The sequence below is a fragment of the Sphingomonas segetis genome (assembly GCF_009720245.1).
In the GTDB taxonomy this organism is placed as follows: Bacteria; Pseudomonadota; Alphaproteobacteria; order Sphingomonadales; family Sphingomonadaceae; genus Sphingomicrobium; species Sphingomicrobium segetis.
Window position 1 is genome coordinate 1 of the sequence record NZ_WJSQ01000032.1, and the last position, 22,251, is coordinate 22,251.

The window sequence follows — 22,251 nt, forward strand, 5'->3', positions numbered from 1 at the left end:
GCGCGCTCGCCGATGCCGTGCCGACGCTGTCGCGCGAGCGGTTGAAGGCGCTGATCCGCAGCGGCGCCGTAGAGGCGCAGGGCACCGCGGTGCGCGACCCGGCGCTGAAGGTCAAAGGCGACGAAGCGCTGCGGGTCGCGGTCCCGGAACCCACCCCCGCGCACAACGAACCGCAGGACATTCCGCTGACGATCGTCTTCGAGGACGAACATTTGCTGGTTGTCGACAAGTCCGCCGGACTGGTCGTCCACCCCGCCGCCGGCAATTTCGATGGCACGCTCGTCAACGCGCTGCTGCACCATTGCGCGGGCCAGTTGTCGGGCATCGGCGGAGTCGCGCGGCCGGGCATCGTCCACCGGATCGACAAGGACACCTCGGGCCTGCTTGTGGTTGCCAAGACCGACGTCGCTCACGAAGGACTGGCGAAGCAATTCGCCGCCCATTCGATCGACCGCCGCTATCTCGCGATCGTCAGCGGCGTTCCGAAAACCGGTTCAGGCACCGTCGACGCGCCGCTTGCTCGCTCGGCAGTGAACCGCAAGAAGATCGCGATCGTCGAGGGTCAGCGCGGCAAGCGCGCAGTCACCCATTGGAAGCGGCTCGAGCTGCTCAGCGACGCGGCGCTCGTCGAATGCCGGCTGGAAACCGGCCGCACCCATCAGGTGCGGGTGCACATGGCCTCGATCGGGCACCCGCTGGTCGGCGATCCGGTCTATGGCCGCGCCGGAAAGACGCACGGCAAATTGCTGAAGGAACTCGGGTTTCAGCGCCAGGCGCTGCACGCAGCGGAGCTCGGGTTCACGCACCCGGTGACGAAGCACAGGTTGTCGTTCTCAAGTCCCGTACCGCCGGACATGCAGGAACTGAAGCGGGCGCTTGGTGTAATAGGGTTAACCGGCTAGGGCGGCGAAGGCCCAGCAAAGGGAGAAAGACGACTAAGATGGCTACGCAAAAAGGGATCGTCTCGCTCCCCTCGTCCGGTGGGGAGGCCGGACTCAACCGCTATCTCGCGGAAATCAAGAAATTCCCGATCCTCTCGCCGGAGGAAGAATATATGCTCGCCAAGCGCTGGCGCGAGCATGGCGACACCGAGGCTGCGGCGAAGCTCGTCAATTCTCACCTGCGGCTCGTGGCAAAGATCGCGATGGGTTATCGCGGCTACGGCCTGCCGGTCAGCGAACTGATCAGCGAGGGCAATATCGGCCTGATGCAGGGCGTAAAGAAGTTCGAGCCCGACCGCGGCTTCCGCCTGGCAACTTACGCGATGTGGTGGATCAGGGCCTCGATCCAGGAATTCATCCTGCGCTCCTGGAGCCTGGTGAAGATGGGCACCACCGCGGCGCAGAAGAAGTTGTTCTTCAACCTCCGCCGCATGAAGAACCAGATCGACGCCTTCGAGGAAGGCGACCTCAAGCCCGCCGACGTGACCAAGATCGCAACCGACCTCGGCGTCAGCGAGGAAGAGGTCGTGTCGATGAACCGCCGCATGGCCATGGGCGGCGACACCTCGCTCAACGTCACGTTGAAGGGCGACGAGGGCGGCGAAAGCCAGTGGCAGGACTTCCTGGTCGACAGCGGCCCACTCCAGGACGAGCGGATCGCCGAGGACGAGGAGACCCGCGTCCGCCATGACCTGCTGATGACGGCGCTGGAATCGCTCAACGACCGCGAGAAGCACATCCTGATGGAGCGCCGCCTCGCCGATGAGCCCAAGACGCTCGAGGAGCTGAGCCAGGTCTACGGCGTCAGCCGCGAACGCATCCGCCAGATCGAGGTGCGCGCCTTCGAGAAGCTCCAGGCCGCGCTGCTGCGGCTGGCGGGCGAGCGGCGGCTTCTGCCGGCGGCCTAGCCTTTCTCGTCTGCCACTTTCGGCTGCGCTTTCGTCAGCCTCTCGCCTTCCCTCTTCTCCTCCGGCCGATCCTGGACCTTGTCGTCGGTCGCGACATTGTCGGCGGCCCAGGCGCCGCGGTCGCCCATCGGCTCCGGTGAGCCAGTCGTCGAATCCTTCGCCGTCTGGTGCTCGATCTCGCTGTTGATCTCGGCGCCGAACACGAAGGCGTAGGCCGACAGATAGAGCCAGGTGAGCAGCGCCACGACTGCGCCGAGCGAGCCGTAGGTGGCGTTGTAATTGGTCAGGTTCGAGACGTAGACGCCGAACAACAAGGTCAGGATGAGCCAGCTAATGGCGGTGAACGCCGATCCGGGCGTGATCCACTTCCACTTCGCATCCTCGCGCGACGGGCCGAAGCGATAGAGCGTCGCGGCGACCGCGGCGGCCACCAGCACCAGCGCCATGTCAGTCAGCACCTTGCCGGCGATGACCGTCGCATCCGAAGCGTGAGGCACGAGCTTGCCGAGAGCCGAGGCAGCGGTGGTTGCGAGCAGCATCAGGAGCGCAAGCACAATCGCCGAAACCGTCATTCCAAGCGCCGTCAGATAGAAGACGAACAGGCTGCGCTTCTCCTTCTCCTCATAGGCGATGTTGAGCGAGGTGATCGTCGCCGCAGCCCCGTTCGTGCCGCCATAGAGCCCGATAGCCAGCGCCAGCAGCAGCGCGGCTCCCTTCTTCCCTTCCGAAGTTTCGACCGCGGTCATCAGCTGGCTGCCGATCAGGCTCGCGACATCCGTCGGCAGGATCGCGGTCAAGCCGTGCACGTCACGGATCACAAGCCGCGGATCGGCGGCGAATCCGTAGACCAGCACGACGATGCCGAGCAGCGAGAGAAGCGCGAAGAACCCGTAGAAGGCCACCCCGGCGGCGACCAGGCCGACATTGTCGTCCCACGTTCGCTTCCAGGTGCGCTTGGCAATGTCCTTCCACCCGGGCGCGGGAATCTGTGCCGGCGAGCTCGCCTGATGCCCTTTCGGATCCGGGATGGCGCGCTTTGCTGGTGCCATGGTGGCAAGAAAGCTTCGCCGGAGCACAGCGTTCCGTGCGCAGCCTTATGCCTGAGCGCATGCTCGCCGTACATGGTTGCGCTTGAATGAGAACAGGATAGATTCGGCTGGTGCCGATGCCAGGGGGGCGAATGGCGGCCTCGGATAGAGTGGAGCTTGCACACGAGCCGGACTTTGTCATCGGCCGGTTGACAGTCTCGCCGTCGCGCCGCCAGCTGGTCCGCGACGATGGCGAGCGCAAGGTCATCGAACATCGCATAATGCAGGTGTTGGTTGCTCTCAGCAAGGCCGAGGGCAGAATCGTCACGCGCGACGAGTTGATCATTCTCTGCTGGGATGGCCGCTTCGTCGGGGAGGACGCGATCCATCGCGTGATCTCCCAATTACGGAAAATCGCCGACGGAATTGGGGCCGGCTCACTCGAAATCGAAACGATTACCAAGATCGGCTATCGGCTCACCAGCGAGGGTCCGCCCGTCCGGGAGCTCGTGGGCGTGATCGATCGCTCGCCAGCCCAGCAAAATGCCCTTTCTTCTGGTGTCCGCAGAGCGGGCAAGCGCAAAATTGCAGCGGTCGCGGTGATCACGGGCCTGGTTTTCGCGATCGGACTGGCGGGGTGGAAGTATGCCAGGCCGGAAGCTTTGCCGATCGTTGCCGTCGAAGCGACGGATTCATCGTCGCCGTCCCAAGCGCTCGCGCGAGACCTGCTCGTCAAACTCGGTACTCTTCCACAGGTCGGCTCCGGTCGATGGCAGCTCGTCGATGCCGGGTCTGCTAAATCTACTCCGAGTCTCGTGTTTCGCACGACCGCGAGAAATCCGGCGGCCGGGACGAGCCTGGCGCTGCTCGACGGGACGAGCAACAGCCTTTTGTGGTCGCGTGAATTCAGCTTCCCCGCAGGCCGGGAAAGCGATCTGCGCCAGCACCTGTCGCTGACAGCCGCACGTGTGCTTGGCTGCGCGCTGGAGGCGAGAGCGGAGGTCGGGCTCCCGCCCGATCTGCTCAGACTCTTTCTGAACGGCTGCGCAGCCTCGGCAGAGACGAGCGCTGAGGACCCGCAAACGATCGCGCGGACGATGCGAGCAATCGTGACCCAGCGGCCGAGCTTCGCGCCGGCCTGGGCGCGGCTGCTGATACTGGATACCAACGTGCTGCAGTCTGCCAGCGGGAGCGGCGACCCCGCCGACGCCCGCGAAGCGCTTCGCCGCGATATCGAGACGGCACGGAAATTCGCACCCGACCTCACCGAAACCAAACTCGCTCAGCTCGAGTTGCTTCCGTCCCGCAGCTACGCCGAGAGACTGAACCTGCTGAGGGAGCTCAAGACCGAGGCGCCCGATAATCCACAGGTCTGGGTGAGTGAGTCAGGTGCCTTGTCAGACGTCGGGCGCATGCAGGCAGCGGTTGCAGCGGCGCGGCGAGCGGTAGCACTCGACCCATTATCGCCCGCCATGTCGAGTAATCTGATCTTCATGCTCGCGTGCAGCGGTGCAACCGACCTCGCGAAAGAGGAGCTTGCGCGTGCCGAACGTCTCTGGCCGGGAACGGGCGCGCTCCGCGACGCTCAATTCGGGTTCTATCTGCGATATGGAGACCCGAGAGTCGCGCGAACCCTGATCCGTGCCGGCCACCCGGGCCAATGGGCCGACGCATATTTGCAAGCCCGGCTGGAGCCTTCGCCTGCCAACGTCGATCGTCTGTTGAGATCAATGGAGTTGCGCAAGTCGTACCCGCCATATTGGGCAGCTGCGGTACAGGCGCTTGGCAAATTTCATAAGACCGAAGAGGCATTCGAATGGGTGCAGCAAGCTTCGCCCAGCGTCATGGCGGAATCTAGCTATGTCCTGTTTCGTCCGGCTTTGGCTGATGTCCGTCGGGATCTCCGGTTCATGCAGGTCGCCAAGCGCATCGGCCTGATCGATTATTGGCAGAAGAGCGGCAGGTGGCCGGACTTCTGCCTGGACCCGGGCCTGCCCTACGATTGCAGGCAAGAAGCGGCCCGACTCGCATCCTGAAGAAACACGTAATCGCGTGCCCGATGATGCGCCGTGCCGTTCCAACTTTGATGATCCAATCGGCCAGGCACAAAAATCGGGTCTGCGTCGGCGAAATATCGGGCGCGCATCAGGCCTGAGTCCTCCCGTTCGATTTCGCTGCCGGGCACTCTTTGAGCGCAGTGCAAGCAGCGCCACCAACGGGGGCAAGGTCATGAATAGTTCGAAACAATTGAAATGCGTCATCGCAGCGGTCGCAGCGGCGGGCGTCGCCGCAACGTCGGCAATCGCTTCGCCGCCGAGCGGCATAGTGATCGAGAACATCGCGACCGGGACTCTGAAGGGCGACAACCAACAGAATAGCGGCCAGGTCAAATTTCAGACCAAGTCCGACGCCTCGACACTCGTCCAGAAATTGACCTTCAGCGCCGGCAGCTATTCCGGCTGGCATCACCATCCCGGGATAGTCATCGTGACGGTTAAGGAAGGCACGATCCGGCTGATGCACACCGATTGCAGCGTGCACGAGTACGGGCCGGGTTCGGAGCACGGGTCCGTGTTCATCGAAGGAGAGCAGCGTGTCCACGAGGCCAGGAGCGCCGGCGTGGCCGTGGTCTATGCGACCTATGTGGCGCCGGCGGCCAGCCCGCCCGTGTTCCGCGTCGAGAACGATCCGCCGTTCTGCGCGAGCTCGATCGAAAGCCGGTGGAAGAAACCGACTTCGCACAAATAACAGCGTCTCCCTCCGTGAAGAAGCAGCGAGGAGGTATCGATGCGCACTTCGATTTTCACTTCGGTCCTGCTGGCGGCAGCGTTCGCATTGGCAGGCTGCGGAGGCGGCGGCGGCACCGGCATAGTCTCGACACCGCCTCCGCCTCCGCCTCCTCCTCCATCACCGCAGACGCCGGCGCTCGTTCCCGCGGCAACGACGAACCAGCAGTTTGCGGTCATGGGGGCAAGCCACGCCATCGAGGGCGACCAAAGGCCGCAACTCGGCGCAAGCGAGCAGCTCCAGGTGCGCTATGTCGCGTCGACCAACATGTATGAGATCCAGCTTCCCGACAGCCAGGCCTGGGCAGCGATTTCCTATATTCCGACTGGAGACGGTAGCCCGATCAACTTCGGAGGCGGCGACACCCACCTGTGGCTACGGTCGGAAGGTTACCAATATTCGCGCCTGTTCGAATGGAACGGGAACGACTCGATCGTCGGATACGAAGCGATCGGAATCGCGACAGCGCCGGGCAGCGTTCCGACGGCCGGAACCGCGAGCTACTCCGGGCAGGTCATGGGATTCACGCCGGAAGACAATTCATTCGACTCGATGTTCATCAGCGGGTCCATCGCCATGAACTTCAATTTCGGAAGCGGCGCCCTTACGGGAAGCATCAGCCCGATCCTGCACGAGGGCTTCGCGCCCCATTCCCTGGGCACGATCGACTTCCGCAACACGGTCTTTTCGGCGGGGAGCACGACGTTCTCGGGCGAGTTCGATACCGATGTCGCCGGCATGAACAGTTTCAGCGGCATGTTCACCGGGCCGAAGGCCGAGGAGGCCATCGGTAACTTCGCGCTTCCCTACAAGTCGCCGATCGACAGCCGAACCTATCAAGCCGCGGGCGCCTTCGTCGCGAAGGGGCCGTGACCAGGGAGGTTCGTAGTAAGCGTAGGCGAGCTCGCCTGATGTCCCCGCGGGTCCTTGCTCATCTCGGTCGAACGCATGTCCGGCGAGCCGGCCTGCCGTGACTTGCGCCGGGTGCGTAACGACCCCTCTTGCCAACGGCCGAAAACAGGCGGACGGTGAAGGTTTCCACGAAGAGCGCCCCGAGCGCCTTCAGCGACTCGCGGCGCCCGGCAAACGGACGAAGGGAGAGTCGCACATGGTCGACAGCAAGGCTGGAGAATCCGCGAAAGGCACTCGAGTGATCGCGCTGGTGGGGCCCGCCGGCGCGGGAAAGACCAGCCTTGCCGAAGCGATGCTGTTCGCAGCCGGTGCTACCGACCGGCTCGGGTCGACGGCCAACGGCTACAGCGTTGGCGATTCGAGCCAGGAAGCACGCCAGCGCGGCGGCTCGACCGAATTGAACCTCTACAATTTCGACTATCTTGGCGACAGGTTCGCCTTGCTCGACTGTCCCGGATCGGTCGGCTTCGCCGCCGACGGCGCAAAGGCACTCGCGATCGCCGATATCGCGATCGTCGTCGTCGACCCCGACCCCGCGCGCGCCCCGCTCGCCGCGCCGGCGCTGCGCGCGCTCGACGAGCTGGGAATCCCTCATTTGATCTTCGTCAACCGTATCGACCAGGCCCACGGCCGCATCCGCGATCTCCTCTCCGCGCTTCAGCCGATGAGCGTATCGCCGCTGATCGCGCGGCAGATTCCGATCCGGGAGGGCGAGAAGGTCAGCGGCTTCGTCGATCTCGCGCTCGAATATGCGTTCAAATACCGCCCGGGCCAGCCGTCCGAGCGAATCGACATCCCCTCCGAGCTGCACGACCGCGAGCATGAGGCGCGCACCCAGATGCTCGAACGGCTGGCCGACCACGACGACGAGCTTCTCGAGCAGCTGCTGATGGACGAGGCCCCGACGCGCGAGAAAGTGTTGCAGGATCTCGCCCGCGAAACCGGCGAAAGCCTCGGCGTGTCGGTGCTGTTCGGTTCGGCCATCAGCTCGTGGGGCGTGCGCCGGCTGCTCAAGGCGGTGCGCCACGAGGCGCCCCCGCCCGCGGCCGCGGCGAGGCGCCTCGATGTGACCGATCCCGCCATGTACGTGTTCAAGATCGTGCACGGCTCGATCGGCCGGCTTGCCATGGCGCGCGTTCTCGGTGGCAGGATTGCCGAGGGGTCGGACGTGAAGACCGGCGACGGCGACCACGCACGCGTTGGCTCGCTGTTCAAGGTCCAGGGCGAGAAGACCCAGAAGGTCGGCGACGCGCGTGACGGCGATGTCGTCGCGGTCGCCAAGATCGACAATGTCAAAGCGGGCGAGTGGCTCGGAGCGGGCAAGGTCCCGCCACCGATCGATATCAGCTATCCCGCGCGCAACTGCGCGATCGCGATCGAGCCCGCCGACCGCAAGGACGACGTCAAGCTATCGGGCGCCCTTCAACGGCTGGCCGAGGAAGATGCGGCGCTCATCGTCGAACACGACGAGGCCAATCACGAAATGCGGCTTCGCGGCGTCAACGACGAGCATCTCAACGCCGTCCTCGCCCGGCTCAAACGGCGCTTCGGAGTCGAAGTGACGAGCCACGCCCCCGCCATCGGCTACCGCGAATCGATCCGGAAGCAGGTGACGCAGAAGGGCCGCCACAAGAAGCAGTCCGGCGGTCACGGGCAGTTCGGCGACGTGATCATCGAGGTCAAACCGCTCCCTCGAGGCTCCGGCTTCGTCTTCGAGGAAAGGATCCACGGCGGCTCGGTTCCAAAGCAATGGATTCCCGCCGTCGAAGACGGCGTCCGGGAAGCCCTCGGCAAGGGGCCGCTCGGCTTCCAGGTGGTCGATTGCGCGGTGACCCTCGTCGACGGCAGCTACCACAGCGTGGACAGCTCCGAGCTCGCGTTCCGGTTGGCCGGCCGAATCGCGATGCAAGAAGCGCTTGCCAGCGCCCAGCCGCACCTGCTCGAGCCGATGCACAAGCTGACCGTCGTCTGCCCGTCGAGCGCAACGAGCCGGATCACCTCGGCGATCGCCGGCCGGCGGGGCCAGATGCTCGGCCTCGCGCCGCGCGACGGCTGGGCCGGATGGGACCGCATCGATGCGCTGCTTCCCGAGGCGGAACTGTCCGGACTCGAGGCCGAGCTCCGATCACAGAGCCAGGGCCTGGCGACCTACGAAGCCGAGTTCGACCATCTCGCCGAGCTCAATGGACCGCTCGCGGATAAGGTCATCCAGCAGAAGGTCCCGGAACCGGCCTAGCCATAACTCCTCCCCATGTGACGATGGGGAGGAATCTCTTGGCGCTTCGCGCATCCGTGTTAATCGCCGACCATGAGGCACTGGTTCAAGGACCAGCATTTTCGTTCGCTGCTCAAGAACAGCGGCTATCTCGCGGCGTCCCGCATCGTCGCGGCGGTCGCGTCGCTGGCGACCGTGTCGCTTGCCGCGCACGGGCTCGGCGTGCTGCTGTTCGGCGCCCTCATCCTCATCACCAGCTACGCCAAGGCGGCGAGCGGGCTCAGCAAGTTCCAGTCGTGGCAGCTGATCGTGCGCTATGGCCGCCGCGCGCTCGACGGCGAGCACGAGGATTTCAAGACATCGACCGGCTTCGCCTTCGCGCTCGACGCGGTGAGCGGCGTCGGCGGCATGCTCGTCGCGGTGGCGATCCTGCCCTTTGTCGCCGCCTGGGTCGGAATTCAGCCGGACCAGCTGTGGCTGGCTCTGCTCTATTGCACGTTGCTCCCGACGATGGGCGCGGCCACGCCTACCGGCGTGCTGCGGACGCTCGACCGGTTCGACCTCATCAGCTGGCAGGGCACGGCGGCGCCGATCAGCCGCGTGATCCTCGTCGGCGCCGCCTATTTCGCCGACGCGCCGTTCGGCGCCTATGTCGCGGCCTGGTTCGTCACCGACCTCGGCGGAGACCTGTTCCTGTGGTTCCTCGCGTGGCGCGAGCTCAAGCGGCGGTCGCTGCTCGATGGCATCCGCCCAACCCTTCGGCCGGAGAGCCTCCCGGGGGCGTGGCGGTTCGCGATCCACGTCAACCTCAATGCCAGCGTCCAGGCGGTGTGGGGACCGATCGCGCGGCTCATCGTGGGCGGCCTCCTCGGGCCTGCCGGCGCCGCCTTGTTCCGTGTCGCTTCGGCTTTGTCCGACAGCGCGAGCAAGCCGGCGGACCTGCTTGCCAAGGCCTTCTATCCCGAAGTGGTCAGGATGGATTTCAGCTCAAGCAAGCCATGGAAGCTGATGCTGCGCGGCACCGCCCTTGCAAGCGCGGTTGCGCTCATCGCCATCCTCGTCCTCGTCGTCGCGGGCAAGCCGATCGTTTCCTTCCTGTTCGGCAAGGAATTCCTCGGCGCCTATGACGCGCTCCTGGTCTTGATGGTGATCCCGTTCATCAGCGTCTTCAGCTTCCCGCTTCCGCCGATGCTCTATGCGCTGGACAGGCCCGAGGGGCCGGTCAGGGCGCGGCTCTTCGGAAGCGCCGTCTTCTTCATCGGCATCGCGCCCTTGTCGTGGAGATGGGGCGTGGTCGGAGCCGCGGTCGCGCTGGTCCTCGGCAATGTCGCGACGGTGCTGGTGATGCTGATCCAGCTTCAGCGCGAGTACCGCCGCGTGCGGCCGCCAAAACCCGCCTAGAGGCTCGCCTCCTCGAAGCCGCGCTCCTTTACCAATCGGTCGAGCTCGACGAGGGTGGTGAGCAGGCTTTCCATTCGGTCGAGCGGCCAGGCGTTGGGTCCGTCCGATTTTGCGTTCGCAGGATCGGGATGAGTCTCCATGAACAGCCCGGCGACGCCGGTCGCGACGGCCGCGCGAGCGAGCACGGGCACGAACTCGCGCTGTCCGCCCGAGCTGGTCCCCTGCCCGCCCGGGAGCTGGACGCTATGCGTGGCGTCGAACACCACCGGACAGCCGGTCTCGCGCATGATCGCGAGGCTGCGCATGTCGCTGACCAGATTGTTGTAGCCGAACGACGCGCCGCGCTCGCAGACCATGATCGTGTCCTCGTTGACGCCCGCGGCCTGCGCGGCGCCGCGCGCCTTGTCGACGACGTTCTTCATGTCGTGCGGCGCCATGAACTGGGCCTTCTTGATGTTCACCGCTTTGCCCGACGCCGCGACCGCATGGATGAAATCGGTTTGCCGGGCGAGGAACGCCGGGGTCTGGAGCACATCGACGACCTCGGCCACCGGGGCGATCTGCGGAATGTCGTGGACGTCGGTCAGCACCGGCACGCCGAGCGCGTTCTTCACCTTCTCGAGGACGCGCAGCCCCTCGTCCATGCCGGGCCCGCGATAGCTTTTGTCCGACGAGCGGTTGGCCTTGTCGAAGCTCGACTTGAAGATGAAGAAGATGCCGAGTTTGTCGGCGATCGCCTTCAGCCGCTCGGCGGTGCGCAGCTGCAGCTCCTCGCTTTCGACAACGCATGGCCCGGCGATGAGGAACAGAGGCTGGTCGAGCCCCACGGAGCGTCCAAGCAGGTTCATGCGCGCAATCTAGGCGAGCCCCTCGACAACCGCCACAGGCTCCCATTCGCCGAGACCATTTCGCGCGGCGAAATCCTCCGGGAACGCCTCGCCGCCGTGGATCCCGCCTGTGACAAACACCGTGTCGAACCCCATCCACGCAGCACCGAGGACGTCCGTCTGGAGCCCGTCGCCGACGGCGAGCACTTCGTCCCTGGGAGGATTGCCGGCGCGGTGCAGCGCGTGCTCGTAAATTGCCGCAAAAGGCTTGCCGTACCAGGTCACGCGCCCGCCAAGCATCTGGTAGATGTCGGCAAGCGCGCCGGCACAGGCCTCCGGCACGCCTCCGCGGACCACCAGCCGGTCGGGGTTGAGGCAGTGCATGTGGACGTCGCGCTCCGTGAGCCGCCCGAGTTCGGCGCGGTATTGCTCCGGGTCGGGCTCGAATTCGCGCATGCCGGTGCAGGCGAGATCGGTGAAATCGTCACCGTCGGCGATTCGAATCTCGCGGCTCTCCAGCACTTCACGGTCTCCCGCCGTGCCGATGAACCCGACCGCCCTGCCAAGCGCATTGATCGCCGCGATCCCCGCTTCGCCGCTGGTGGCGATCGCATCCCAGCAGTCGCGCGGCAGCCCGATGCGGCCGAGCTGTTGCTCGACGGCTACTTCCGTACGCGGCGCATTGGTGAGCAGGACGATGCAGCGGCCGTCCTCACGCCATTGGCGCAGCCGCTCCGCCGCGCCCGGATAGAGGGCGACGCCGTCGTGAACGACGCCCCATAAATCGCACAGAATCAGCCGGTATTTTGGGTCGAGCGTTTCCCAGAAGCTCATTCGAGCCCCGCTTCCGCGAGCGCCTGCTCGATCGGCGCAACATCCTCGGGATTGTTAAGCTCGCGAAGCGCATAAGGCGGCGTCTCGACATCGACGACCGCGACGGAAATTCCCGCGACAAGGAAGCGCAACTGCTCCAGGCCCTCGAGGGCCTCGAGCTCGCTAACCGGAGTCGCGGCATAGCGCTGGAGCGCATCGGGTCGGTACGCGTACACCCCGACGTGGAGGCGTACCGGCGCCATCTCGCGGCTCAGCGCGCCGCCCGGCAGATGCGGGATGATGCGTTTCGAAAAATAGAGCGCGTGGCCGAGCACATTGGTCACGACCGTCGTGCCGCCAACCCTGCCAGCCGCTTCTTCGGCCTGCAGCACGCGCACATCGTCGCTCCTCATGCGCATCGCTGGGGTCGCAACCAGCGCGTCGCGGTCGTCCTCCATCCGCGCAATCAACGCCTCGACGAAGCCCGGCGGCGTCAATAGCGCGTCGCCCTGGAAGTTGATCACCAGGTCCGGGTCATGGAGCTGTGCAAGCGCCTCGGCGCAGCGTTCGGTGCCGTTGCGGCACTCGGGCGAGGTCATGATCACGCCGACCTTGGCCGGCGCGCAGGCGTGGGCGATGCCCTCGTCGTCGGTGACGACGAACACGCCGGATACCCCGCGCACTCGCCGCGCCGCTTCGACGCTGCGCTGGATCAGCGGCTTGGCGGTGCCGGTCGCGCCCTTCAGTTCGACCAGCGGCTTTCCGGGATAGCGCGACGACTGGTAACGCGCCGGGATCAGGATCACGGCATTCATCGGACTGGCGGGCAGTCGTGGATGTGAAGCACGCCCACCGGCTTTCCGTCGTCGACGACGAACAGCGCGGTGATCCTGTGCTCCTCGAATAATGTCAGCGCATCGTCGATCAGCGCGTCCGGAGCGATCGTCTTGGGATTGCAGGTCATGAATTCCGCGGCGCTGTGGTCGAGGCCCTGTTCGATATGGCGCCTGAGGTCGCCGTCGGTAATCGCCCCAACGAGCTGGCCCGCGCGATCCACCACGCCGACGATGCCGAGCCGCTTGGCCGACATTTCGACGATGGTGTCGTGCATCGGGCTGTTCTCGCGAGTCAGCGGCACTGCGTCACCGGAATGCATCAGACGGCTGACCGGCTTCAGCCGGGCGCCCAGCATGCCGCCAGGATGCAGCCGTCCGAAGTCGCTTCGCGTGAAGCCCTTCTGCCGCATCACGGTCATCGCCAGCGCGTCGCCTAGCGCCAGCGTCATCGTCGTCGACGTGGTCGGCGCGACGGCTTCCGGTCCAACCTCAGGCCAATGGGGAAGAACGAGGGCCGCCGATGCTGCCTCGGCGAGCATCGAGCCCGCATTCCCGGTGATTCCGACGATGGGCATCCCAACCTGCCGGAAGTGGTCGATGACGGGTTCCAGCTCCGCCGTCTCGCCGCTCTGCGAGATCAGGATCGCGACGTCGCCCGCGCTTGCCATGCCGAGGTCGCCGTGGATCGCTTCGGCGAGGTGGAGGAAGGTCGCAGTGGTACCGGTCGAGGCGAAGGTCGCCGCGATCTTGCGCGCGACATGGCCGGACTTGCCGAGGCCGCTGACGATCAGCTTGCCCTTGCAGCCAAGGATCAACCGTACCGCCTCCTCGAACGGTCCATCGAGGCTGTCCGCAAGCGCGTCGAGCGCGCGCGCCTCATCGTGCAGGATCGCGCGCGCGAAATCGAGGATCTGCTGCCGGGGCATCATCCCGCCGGCTGAGCGGCCTGGATTGGTACGTCCGAATCGGGCTCGGCAGCCGAGATCACCTGTGCCGCGACGAGGTCGCCGACGACGTTGAGCGTCGTCCTGCACATGTCGAGGAAGCGGTCGACTCCGAGCACGATGGCGATCGCTTCGGGCCGGATGCCGACCATGGCCAGGATCAAGGCGACGACCGGAAGCGAGCCTGCCGGGACGCCGGCGGTGCCGATCCCGCCGAGGATGCAGACGAGCATCACCATCAGCTGCTGCCAGATCGTGAGGTCGACGCCGAAGAATTGCGCGAGGAAGATGACCGTGACGCCCTCGAACATCGCGGTCCCGTTCTGGTTGGCCGTCGCGCCAATCGTCAGCACGAAGCGCGCGACCCGAGGCGGCAGCTTCAGCTCCTCGTCCGCGACCTTGAGGGAGGTCGGCAACGTCGCGTTCGACGAGGCCGTCGAAAAGGCCATCACGCTCGCCTCCTGCGTCTCGCGGAAGAAGGCGATCGGGTTCTTGCGGCCCAGCGTCGAAAGGATGATCGGGAAGACGATGAACATCTGGATGCCGAGCGCGAGCAGCACCACCCCGACATAGGCCGAGAGACGGATCAGCAGGTCCCAGCCAAACAAGGCGGCAAGGTTGAACATGAAGCAGGCGACCGCGAGCGGCGCGAGCTTGATGACGATCATGATGAGCTGCATCGTCACGTCGAACAGCCCCTCGAACCCGCGCTGCAGCGTCCGCGCCGCGGGCGTGTCGGTGAGAAGCAGCCCGATCCCGAAGAACAATGCGAAGAACATCACCGACAGGATCGCGCTGTTCGACCCCATCACCTCGACCAGATTGTTGGGGATGATGTTGATGAATGCATCGATTCCCGCGGGCTGCTCGGCGCCGGTCCGGACGATCGCGCCGGCACGGTCTGCCTGCGCCGCCAGCAGCTCCGCGGCCGCCGCGCGATCGACGCCTGCGCCGGGCTGCAGCAGGTTCACCGAAGCGAGGCTGACGGCAACGGCGATCGCGGAAACGACGACCGTGTAGGCGAGCGTCCTCAGCCCCACGCGCTTCAGCGCGCGGATCTCGCCCATTTCGGAAATGCCGACGATCAGCGCCGAGAACAGCAGCGGGATGACGAGCATAAACAGCAGCCGGAGGAATATCTGCCCGATCGGCTGGGTGACATAGGTCGTGACCGCGTCGACCCATGGTGCGCCGCGCGCGCCGGTGTAGACAATCAGCCCGGCCACCAAGCCGATCAGGAAACCGGCAAGCATTTGCCACTGAAGGCCGAGGCCCTTGCGCTCGCTCATTCGCGCTCCTTGATTGCAGTCGCCCCGCTTCGCGGGTGGCCGCGGTTTGTCAAGAATCCTTGCCGAACGGCCGGTCGATGCCCGGCGCCGGCTCGGTGAAGAATTTCGGCCCGGTTTCAATCATGTGCCAGCAATCCTCGAGCCGGATGCCGAACTTGCCGGGGATGTAGATGCCCGGCTCGTCGGAAAAGCACATGCCCGGCGCAAGCGGCGTGGTTTCGCCGTGCACGAGATTGATCGGCTCGTGCACTTCCATGCCGATGCCGTGGCCGGTGCGGTGCGACAGGCCCGGGAGCTTGTAGCCCGGTCCGTAGCCCCAGCTCTCATAGGCGGCGCGCACCGCGTCATCGACGGCACCCGCGGGCACGCCGACCTTCGCCGCCTGGATCGCGATCTGCTGGCCCCGATGCACCTGGTCCCAGACCTTGCGCTGCTCCGCGGTAGGATCGGCGCCGAACACGTAGGTGCGGGTGATGTCGGCCTGGTAGCCGTGAACCGCGCAGGTGCAGTCCATCAACACGACCTCGCCGCGCTTCACCCGCTGCGGCTTGTGGCTGCCGTGCGGATAGGCCGAGGCTTCGCCGAGCAGGATCAGGCCGCCGTCGTAACTGCCGCCGAGCTGCTTCTGCGCAGCGGCGATCAGCGCGTCGATGTCGGTGGGGGTCATGCCTTCGGTCGTGCGCGCCGCCGCATAGCCGAGCGACGCGAGCATGATATCGTTCGCCGACTGCATTAGCTGGAGCTCGTGCGCCGACTTGATCATTCGGCAGCCGCGAACGACGGGGTTCGCGCTGACGTCGCGCAGACCGGGTAGCTGCTGGCGCAAGCGATCGAGGATGAAGAAGCGGTCGGTCTCCTCGAAGCCGACGGGAGCGGCCGAGACTCCCCGTTCCTTGAGGAAATCCGCGACGAGCCTGAGCGGCTCCTCGTCCTCGTTCCACGTGCGGATTTCGGCCGGGATCGACAGGCTCTCGGCCACCGACGGCTTCTCGAAGAAGGGGGTGACGATGATCGGGTCGCCTGAAGCGGGGATCACGACCGCGGTCAGCCGCTCCGAGCGCCACCACTGGACGCCGGTGAAATATTCGAGGCTCGGGCCGGATTCGACGACGATCGACCCGATGCCGCTCAGCTGCATCAGCCGCCGAGCTTTGGCGATTCGCTCAAGCCGCTCGGCCGACGAGATCGGCGGCGGGATCGGAAGCGGCTTCAGCGCCTCCGCTGCAGCGGCGAACAGGCGCTCGGCGGGCAGCGTCATCGCCGTGCCGAGCGCCCCCGCTCCCGTGAGAAAGCCGCGGCGTCCGATCATTTCACTCCCCCCTCATTGCGGCTCCTAATGTTGCACGGCTTCGGCCAATCGGCCAGCACGCCACGCCCATGTTCGATTCGGCATTCAGCGACGGCGCAAAGCGCCCCGGCACGCGCGAGATGACGGCGCTGCTCGCGGGGCTGATGGCGCTCAACGCTTTCGCCATCGACGCGATGGTGCCGGCGCTTCCGCAGATCGGCGAATCGCTCAACGTTGCGCGCGAGAACGACCGCCAGCTGGTGGTGATCGCCTACTTCGTCGGGTTCGCGGCGACCCAGCTCGTGTGGGGGCCGCTCGCCGACCGCTTCGGGCGCAAGCCGGTCATGGCCGCGGGTGTCGCGCTCTACGGCGTCTTCGCACTGCTGTGCGCCTTCGCGCCGACCTTCCCGGTGCTGATCGGAGGCCGGGTGCTGATGGGGGCTTCGGCAGCGGCGACTCGGGTGCTCGTGGTGGCGATGGTGCGCGACCTGTTCGAAGCCGAGGAGATGGCGCGGGTGATGAGCCTCGTTTTCATGACCTTCATGCTGGTGCCGGTGCTCGCGCCCAACATCGGCCAGCTGATCCTGCTGTTCGCGCCGTGGCGGGCGATCTTCCTCGTCCTCTCGGTCTACGCGGCGGTGATGGTGATCTGGCCGTGGCTGCGCCTGCCCGAGACGCTTCACCCCGACTTCCGCCGCCCGCTCAACTGGCGCGTGACCGGAACCGCGATCGTGGAGACGATCCGCGAGCCCCAGTCGCGCGGCTACACGCTGGCGATGACGATCAGCTTCTCGGCGCTGGTCGCGTACATTTCCTCGATCCAGCAAATCGTGTTCGACGCGTTCGGCGAAGGCCAGTTGATCGGCCTCGTCTTCGCGGCGATCGCCGCGCCGATGGCGCTCGCCTCGTGGCTCAACTCGCGCGTGGTCGGCACGTTCGGGTTGCGCCGGGTCGGCCACAGCGCCGCGCTGGCGTTCATGATCATCACCGCGGTGCACGCGGCGATTGCGCTCGCGGGGCTTGAGACGCTGCCGCTGTTCATCCTCCTCCAGGGGCTGACCATGGCGAGCTTCGCCTTCACCTCGTCGAACCTCGGGACGCTGGCGATGGAGCATATGGCACCGATCGCCGGCACCGCCTCGTCCGTGCAGGGTGTGGTCGGCACCATCGGCGCCGCGGGAATCGGGTTCGTCATCGGCCAGCAGTTCGACGGCACGGTGATCCCGTTCGTGATCGGCACCGCCGCCTGCGCCGCGGGCGGGTTCCTGATCATCGTCCTCACCGAGCCGAAGCGGCTGTTCGCCCGCATCGGCAGCACCCAAGCCGCGCCATTCCCGTCCGTGCCCGAGGAAGTCGCCTAGGGCGAACCTCGACTGACACACCCCTTACCCCGCTCGCGCCGCGCGCGAGTCGACTCTCTCCCGCAAACGGGAGAGGGTTCTAATGTTGGAATTACTCCGCAGCGATGTCGTCGCCGTCGTCCCCGCCGCCGCCGACCATCAGCGCTTCGCCGACTTCCTCGGTGCGGCCGCGGATGGCATTTTCGATCCGCTGCGCGACGTCGGGATTTTCCTTGAGGTAGGATTTGGCGTTCTCGCGGCCCTGGCCGATGCGGATGCTGTCGTAGCTGAACCACGCGCCCGACTTCTCGATCAGCCCCGCCTTGACCCCGAGGTCGAGGATCTCGCCGACCTTGGACACGCCCTCGCCGTACATGATGTCGAACTCGACCTGCTTGAACGGCGGCGCGACCTTGTTCTTGACGACCTTCACGCGCGTCGCATTGCCGACAATCTCGTCGCGGTCCTTGATCTGGCCCGTGCGGCGGATGTCGAGGCGGACCGAGGCGTAGAATTTGAGCGCGTTGCCGCCGGTCGTCGTCTCGGGATTGCCGTACATGACGCCGATCTTCATCCGCACCTGGTTGATGAAGATGACGGTGCAGCGCGAGCGGCTGATCGAGCCGGTGAGCTTGCGCAGCGCCTGGCTCATCAGCCGCGCCTGGAGGCCGACGTGGCTGTCTCCCATCTCGCCCTCGATCTCGGCGCGCGGCACCAGCGCCGCGACCGAATCGACGACCAGCACGTCGACCGCGTTCGAGCGCACCAAAGTATCGACGATCTCGAGCGCCTGCTCGCCGGTGTCCGGCTGCGAAACGATCAACTCGTCGATGTCGACCCCGAGCTTCTTGGCATAGCCGGGGTCGAGCGCGTGCTCGGCGTCGACGAAGGCGGCGGTGCCGCCGGTCTTCTGCGCTTCGGCGATCGCGTGCAGCGCGAGCGTCGTCTTGCCCGAGCTCTCCGGCCCGTAGATCTCGATCACCCGGCCGCGCGGGAAACCGCCGACGCCGAGCGCGATGTCGAGCCCGAGGCTGCCGGTCGAGACCGTGTCGATCTCGATCTTCTCGCGGCTTCCGAGCTTCATCGCCGAGCCCTTGCCGAACGCGCGGTCGATCTGGGCGAGCGCCGCTTCGAGGGCCTTCTGACGATCCATGCCCGAATTCACTTTGGAGGTGTCCAATCCGCTACCGATGACTTTCAACTGCGCTGCCATGTCCCCTGCCTCCGTTCAAGACCAATCATCGGCGGCCGAGCTTCCGCCTGTGGAGTGTGCGTATCCTATTTGTTCCTTTAGAACAAGAGGGGAACGAACGAGCTGTCCGGTTGGCCCGTCGGCGGCCAGTCCGCGCGCGAATGTTCGCGAATGTTCGCAGTGACGGGCTGCGATTCCGACACTTCTCCCGGGCGCCAACGGGGGTTGTCGGATGTGTCGGATTCTCTCTGTCGCCTCCTGGCTCGCGACTGGATTAGAAGCCATTGCACCTCCGCAGGGGAACAGGAGGCGAGGCAGTTATCTCATGTCGGGGGCTGTAGGACAGGATTTTCTCTAATGGCAGCGTTTGGCGGAAAGCGGGCACTCGGAATGCTTGTTTGTACCCGCAATGCCCTCCGCCGTCTCTTCAGCCGCCTTCGGGATTCGAATGCATGCTTAGCGGAAATGCGCGGCATCAACGGACATGCCGCCAGATGTCGGACAGGCGACAGCCCCCCGCTGTCAGCAGCCGGGTTGGCTTTTGCCATTTCAGCCGCGCTACCGAACGACAAATCGGCGACAACACCGGTAAGTTCATCCTGGATATTTATAATAAAATCAGTTGTTTACTTAAATCTAAATAGGGTGCTAACTACCGTCTGAGGTAGGCCAATGCATTACCGGATATACGTTTTAGATAATGACGATCACCATATTGATGTGTCCGAATTCCGGGCACCTGGCGACTTGGCAGCCATCGTAAAGGCTGGCCCACCTCGCAGCGGAGTATTGCGAGAGCTGTGGAACCAAGGTCGAAAGATCTTGGAATTTCCAGGTTGATCGCTGACGGCAGCTTTGGGCCGAGAGCACACATGAGCGCGCTAGCGGCAGGAATGGGTGGAAAGCGGCCGTTGCAAAAATGGGGACTTGCAACGAATGATAGTTCAGTCCGTTAATGCAGTATCACCAGTCACCTAGTTGGGTCTTGGTGCTGGAGAGACCTGGCACGCTCCCCGCTCACGGAGCGTCATAATGCATGCACTCATCATCGAAGACGAATCCTTGATTGCCATGGCGATAGAGGACGCGTTGCGAGGTTGCGGCTTCACTTCCTTCGATGTTGCCGTCTCTGCCGAGGAGGCGCTCACGGCGGCCGCGCGTACATGTCCCGATCTGATCACTGCCGATGTCGAACTAAGACCGGGCTGCGGAATCACAGCGGTTCAATCGATTTGTACTGAACGGCCGATACCCGTCCTCTTCATTACAGGGCGTCCCGGGGACGTCAGGATGAGGATGCCAGGGCATCCATTGATTGAGAAGCCATTCGGGACCGATGATATTGTGGAAGCGATCAAGCTTACTTTGGACAGCAGAGATGGTTGAGCCAATGCCGCTCCCAAACGAGACAGTGACCAGCCTCGCCACGGCACTCGTCAAGTCGTCGAAGGCGCCGCTGCTCCTGCTGGATGACGATGTCGTCGTCATCGGTGCAAGCACCTCGTTCTGTAACACCTTTAATCTCGATCCGCTGACCATCGCCAACCGCAGGCTGGCCGATCTCGGCTCGGGCGAATGGGACGTTCCGCAGCTCAACTCGCTGCTCCAGGCGACCATTGCGGGCGCAGCGGAGATCGACGCTTACGAGATGGACCTTATCCGAGAAGGCAAGGCGACCTGCCGCCTCATTTTGAGCGCCCACAAACTCGATTATTTCGACACCGAGGAGGTTCGCGTCGTGCTTGCTGCGACCGACGTCACGGCAACGCGTCTGGCGGAAAAGCAGAAAGACGATCTCATTCGAGAAAAGCATGTCCTGCTTCAGGAGCTTCAGCACCGTGTCGCCAACAGCCTCCAAATCATCGCAAGCGTATTGATGCAAAGCGCGCGGCGTGTTCAATCGGAAGAGACGCGGCTGCATCTTCAGGACGCCCACAGCCGCGTTATGTCGATCGCCATGCTTCAAAAGCAGCTGGCCGTAACCCAGCTGAAATCCGTCGGGCTTCGGACCTATTTCGCTGACCTGTGCCGAAGCATTTCCGCGTCGATGATTGACGACCCGAAAAGGCTCACTCTCGAGGCGATCGTGGATGATACGACCACCAGCTCCGACGTATCGGTGAGCATGGGACTGATTGTCACGGAACTTGTTATCAATGCGATCAAGCATGCGTTCCCCGGTCAGGTCGCTGGCGGCAAGATCATAGTCGCTTTTGCGGAAGACAAAGGCGCCTGGCTGTTGTCCGTTTCCGATAACGGAGCGGGAATGTCCGTAGGCGTTAACCGCGGAAAGTTGGCACCGGCATCGTAGAGGCCTTGTCGAAGCAACTCGGCGCGACCGTGACAGTGGTTGACGCAAATCCGGGGACGCGAGTGGAAATTCGGCGGGACCAAAGGCCGGATGACGAGAAAGAACGCTAGGCCACGCGAGTGAATCGCGTGACCACGTCGGTCCTGTCGATCAGCGCGGCTTAGGCCGCTCGACCGCAGGCCGTGCGCGTCGTGGCGGCTCTAGCCCTGCTTCGGCGACGCTTCGCGTCGACGGCGCTGCGCTCGGCGCCACTTACGACGGCGTCACCTCGCCCTGCCCGGTCCCCGCATCCTCGCCCTGCTCCGGCCTCGTGTCGAACACTTCGTCGATGATCCCGAAGGCCTTGGCCTCGTCCGCCTCGAGGAACTTGTCGCGGTCCATCGCCTTCTCGATGTCCTCGAGATTCTGGCCGGTGTACTTCGCGTAAAGCTCGTTGAGCCGCTGGCGCATGCGCAGGATCTCGCGCGCCTGGATTTCGATGTCGGCGGCCATGCCCTGGGCGCCGCCCGAGGGCTGGTGGATCATGATCCGGCTGTTGGTCAGCGCGACGCGCATCCCGGGCTCGCCGGCCGCGAGCAGGAAGCTGCCCATCGACGCCGCCTGGCCGATGCACACCGTGCTGATCTTGGGCCGGATATACTGCATGGTGTCGTGGATCGCGAGGCCGGCCGTCACCACGCCGCCCGGCGAATTGATGTACATGAAGATGTCCTTCTTCGGGTTCTCGGACTCGAGGAAGAGCAGCTGGGCGGTGACGAGGCTCGCCATATGATCCTCGATCGGCCCCGTGATGAAGATGATCCGTTCGCGCAGCAGCCGGGAAAAGATGTCGAAGCTGCGCTCGCCCCGGTTGGATTGCTCGATGACGATGGGGACGAGCTGCGAAACGATGTCCTGGTGGTCGATCACGGGAGATGGGTCCTCTTTGCGGTGGTGGGCTTACATCGGCGCGAACGCGGAAAGGTTCAAGCATCGAAGGTCGCGGCGTGCCGGGGCATGCCGAAAGCGCGAGTCCGGACGCTGGAGACGTCGGTGCGAAAAAGGCCCCGCCCGGGGGCGGAGCCTTTCTCCAAGTCAGTCTTGTTACCCTAGTTGCCGCGCTCGCCTCGTTCGACTGGCGCCGGAGCGGGCGGCGGCGGAGGCGGCGGTGGGAGCGGCGTCGACCAGCATGCTCGCAGTCCGTGCGGTAGGGCGATGTCCTTGTAATCGGCCCACAGCG

General features: G+C 64.9%; 19 protein-coding genes. 10 read left to right on the forward strand and 9 right to left on the reverse strand.

Annotated features, from left to right (window positions below; genetic code table 11):
* On the forward strand, positions 1 to 902 hold a 902-nt coding region (locus tag GH737_RS04975), incomplete at its 5' end, for an RluA family pseudouridine synthase (protein ID WP_155263754.1).
* Between the two features lie 38 nt (positions 903 to 940).
* The gene (gene rpoH / locus GH737_RS04980; RefSeq protein ID WP_155263755.1) at positions 941 to 1,849 is read left to right on the forward strand and encodes an RNA polymerase sigma factor RpoH; all 909 of its coding nucleotides are present in this window, start codon (positions 941 to 943) and stop codon (positions 1,847 to 1,849) included.
* Here rpoH and GH737_RS04985 read toward each other — a convergent pair.
* Positions 1,846 to 2,898 carry a YihY/virulence factor BrkB family protein gene (locus GH737_RS04985; protein WP_155263756.1) on the reverse strand — a complete coding sequence of 351 codons (1,053 nt, stop codon included), beginning with the start codon at positions 2,896 to 2,898 and terminating at the stop codon, positions 1,846 to 1,848. The two genes, rpoH and GH737_RS04985, sit on opposite strands and share 4 nt — an antisense overlap.
* 131 nt (positions 2,899 to 3,029) lie before the next feature.
* Between GH737_RS04985 and GH737_RS04990 the strand changes: the two genes are divergently transcribed.
* From GH737_RS04990 to GH737_RS05010, 5 genes are all read left to right on the forward strand, one after another.
* A complete protein-coding gene (locus GH737_RS04990; protein WP_196232988.1) occupies positions 3,030 to 4,913 on the forward strand; it encodes a winged helix-turn-helix domain-containing protein in 1,884 nt (627 codons plus the stop codon).
* 16 nt (positions 4,914 to 4,929) lie between these two features.
* The gene (locus GH737_RS04995; protein WP_155263758.1) at positions 4,930 to 5,625 is read left to right on the forward strand and encodes a cupin domain-containing protein; all 696 of its coding nucleotides are present in this window, start codon (positions 4,930 to 4,932) and stop codon (positions 5,623 to 5,625) included.
* A gap of 39 nt (positions 5,626 to 5,664) precedes the next feature.
* Positions 5,665 to 6,537, forward strand: a complete 873-nt coding sequence (locus GH737_RS05000) for a transferrin-binding protein-like solute binding protein (protein WP_155263759.1) — start codon at positions 5,665 to 5,667, stop codon at positions 6,535 to 6,537.
* A 235-nt stretch (positions 6,538 to 6,772) separates the two neighbouring features.
* Positions 6,773 to 8,812: an elongation factor G gene (locus GH737_RS05005; RefSeq protein WP_155263760.1), complete on the forward strand. Its 2,040-nt coding sequence runs from the start codon at positions 6,773 to 6,775 to the stop codon at positions 8,810 to 8,812.
* Between the two features lie 72 nt (positions 8,813 to 8,884).
* Positions 8,885 to 10,192, forward strand: coding sequence for a lipopolysaccharide biosynthesis protein (locus GH737_RS05010; protein WP_155263761.1), 1,308 nt, complete (start codon positions 8,885 to 8,887; stop codon positions 10,190 to 10,192).
* Here GH737_RS05010 and kdsA read toward each other — a convergent pair.
* Genes kdsA through GH737_RS05040 form a run of 6 tightly spaced genes read right to left on the reverse strand, consistent with a single transcriptional unit; the run spans position 10,189 to position 16,210 of the window.
* A complete protein-coding gene (kdsA, locus tag GH737_RS05015) occupies positions 10,189 to 11,040 on the reverse strand; it encodes a 3-deoxy-8-phosphooctulonate synthase (protein ID WP_155263762.1) in 852 nt (283 codons plus the stop codon). The genes GH737_RS05010 and kdsA overlap by 4 nt on opposite strands.
* Positions 11,041 to 11,049: 9 nt before the next feature.
* The gene (locus GH737_RS05020; RefSeq protein ID WP_155263763.1) at positions 11,050 to 11,853 is read right to left on the reverse strand and encodes a TIGR01459 family HAD-type hydrolase; all 804 of its coding nucleotides are present in this window, start codon (positions 11,851 to 11,853) and stop codon (positions 11,050 to 11,052) included.
* Positions 11,850 to 12,647 carry a 3-deoxy-manno-octulosonate cytidylyltransferase gene (locus GH737_RS05025; protein ID WP_155263764.1) on the reverse strand — a complete coding sequence of 266 codons (798 nt, stop codon included), beginning with the start codon at positions 12,645 to 12,647 and terminating at the stop codon, positions 11,850 to 11,852. The genes GH737_RS05020 and GH737_RS05025 overlap by 4 nt, the downstream gene beginning before the upstream one ends.
* Positions 12,644 to 13,594 carry a KpsF/GutQ family sugar-phosphate isomerase gene (locus GH737_RS05030; RefSeq protein ID WP_155263765.1) on the reverse strand — a complete coding sequence of 317 codons (951 nt, stop codon included), beginning with the start codon at positions 13,592 to 13,594 and terminating at the stop codon, positions 12,644 to 12,646. Before GH737_RS05030 ends, GH737_RS05025 begins: the two co-directional genes overlap by 4 nt.
* On the reverse strand, positions 13,594 to 14,901 hold the full coding sequence (locus tag GH737_RS05035; protein WP_230558631.1) for a dicarboxylate/amino acid:cation symporter: 1,308 nt from the start codon (positions 14,899 to 14,901) through the stop codon (positions 13,594 to 13,596). Before GH737_RS05035 ends, GH737_RS05030 begins: the two co-directional genes overlap by 1 nt.
* 49 nt (positions 14,902 to 14,950) lie before the next feature.
* Positions 14,951 to 16,210 carry a M24 family metallopeptidase gene (locus tag GH737_RS05040; RefSeq protein ID WP_155263766.1) on the reverse strand — a complete coding sequence of 420 codons (1,260 nt, stop codon included), beginning with the start codon at positions 16,208 to 16,210 and terminating at the stop codon, positions 14,951 to 14,953.
* 68 nt (positions 16,211 to 16,278) lie between these two features.
* On the opposite strand from GH737_RS05040, the gene GH737_RS05045 reads away from it, so the two are divergent.
* Positions 16,279 to 17,550, forward strand: coding sequence for a multidrug effflux MFS transporter (locus tag GH737_RS05045; protein ID WP_155263767.1), 1,272 nt, complete (start codon positions 16,279 to 16,281; stop codon positions 17,548 to 17,550).
* Positions 17,551 to 17,641: 91 nt separating this feature from the next.
* Here the strand turns inward: GH737_RS05045 and recA are convergent, their stop codons facing one another.
* A complete protein-coding gene (recA, locus tag GH737_RS05050; protein WP_155263768.1) occupies positions 17,642 to 18,742 on the reverse strand; it encodes a recombinase RecA in 1,101 nt (366 codons plus the stop codon).
* A 1,011-nt stretch (positions 18,743 to 19,753) separates the two neighbouring features.
* Here recA and GH737_RS05055 point away from each other — a divergent pair.
* Together GH737_RS05055 and GH737_RS05060 are read left to right on the forward strand one after the other, a co-directional pair.
* Positions 19,754 to 20,107, forward strand: a complete 354-nt coding sequence (locus GH737_RS05055; protein ID WP_155263769.1) for a response regulator — start codon at positions 19,754 to 19,756, stop codon at positions 20,105 to 20,107.
* A 25-nt stretch (positions 20,108 to 20,132) separates the two neighbouring features.
* Entirely contained in the window at positions 20,133 to 21,032 is a 900-nt protein-coding gene (locus GH737_RS05060) for a sensor histidine kinase (RefSeq protein ID WP_230558633.1), read from the forward strand.
* Positions 21,033 to 21,284: 252 nt separating this feature from the next.
* Here the strand turns inward: GH737_RS05060 and GH737_RS05065 are convergent, their stop codons facing one another.
* Positions 21,285 to 21,941 carry an ATP-dependent Clp protease proteolytic subunit gene (locus GH737_RS05065; protein WP_155263770.1) on the reverse strand — a complete coding sequence of 219 codons (657 nt, stop codon included), beginning with the start codon at positions 21,939 to 21,941 and terminating at the stop codon, positions 21,285 to 21,287.
* Between the last annotated feature and the right edge of the window lie 310 nt (positions 21,942 to 22,251).

Bases quoted from the DNA above. Each gene is read 5' to 3' on its own strand.
- rpoH (WP_155263755.1), top strand. From the start codon at position 941: ATGGCTACGCAAAAAGGGATCGTCTCGCTCCCCTCGTCCGGTGGGGAG.
- GH737_RS04985 (WP_155263756.1), bottom strand. From the start codon at position 2,898: ATGGCACCAGCAAAGCGCGCCATCCCGGATCCGAAAGGGCATCAGGCG.
- GH737_RS04990 (WP_196232988.1), top strand. From the start codon at position 3,030: ATGGCGGCCTCGGATAGAGTGGAGCTTGCACACGAGCCGGACTTTGTC.
- GH737_RS05000 (WP_155263759.1), top strand. From the start codon at position 5,665: ATGCGCACTTCGATTTTCACTTCGGTCCTGCTGGCGGCAGCGTTCGCA.
- GH737_RS05005 (WP_155263760.1), top strand. From the start codon at position 6,773: ATGGTCGACAGCAAGGCTGGAGAATCCGCGAAAGGCACTCGAGTGATC.
- GH737_RS05010 (WP_155263761.1), top strand. From the start codon at position 8,885: ATGAGGCACTGGTTCAAGGACCAGCATTTTCGTTCGCTGCTCAAGAAC.
- kdsA (WP_155263762.1), bottom strand. From the start codon at position 11,040: ATGAACCTGCTTGGACGCTCCGTGGGGCTCGACCAGCCTCTGTTCCTC.
- GH737_RS05020 (WP_155263763.1), bottom strand. From the start codon at position 11,853: ATGAGCTTCTGGGAAACGCTCGACCCAAAATACCGGCTGATTCTGTGC.
- GH737_RS05025 (WP_155263764.1), bottom strand. From the start codon at position 12,647: ATGAATGCCGTGATCCTGATCCCGGCGCGTTACCAGTCGTCGCGCTAT.
- GH737_RS05030 (WP_155263765.1), bottom strand. From the start codon at position 13,594: ATGCCCCGGCAGCAGATCCTCGATTTCGCGCGCGCGATCCTGCACGAT.
- GH737_RS05035 (WP_230558631.1), bottom strand. From the start codon at position 14,901: ATGAGCGAGCGCAAGGGCCTCGGCCTTCAGTGGCAAATGCTTGCCGGT.
- GH737_RS05040 (WP_155263766.1), bottom strand. From the start codon at position 16,210: ATGATCGGACGCCGCGGCTTTCTCACGGGAGCGGGGGCGCTCGGCACG.
- GH737_RS05045 (WP_155263767.1), top strand. From the start codon at position 16,279: ATGTTCGATTCGGCATTCAGCGACGGCGCAAAGCGCCCCGGCACGCGC.
- recA (WP_155263768.1), bottom strand. From the start codon at position 18,742: ATGGCAGCGCAGTTGAAAGTCATCGGTAGCGGATTGGACACCTCCAAA.
- GH737_RS05055 (WP_155263769.1), top strand. From the start codon at position 19,754: ATGCATGCACTCATCATCGAAGACGAATCCTTGATTGCCATGGCGATA.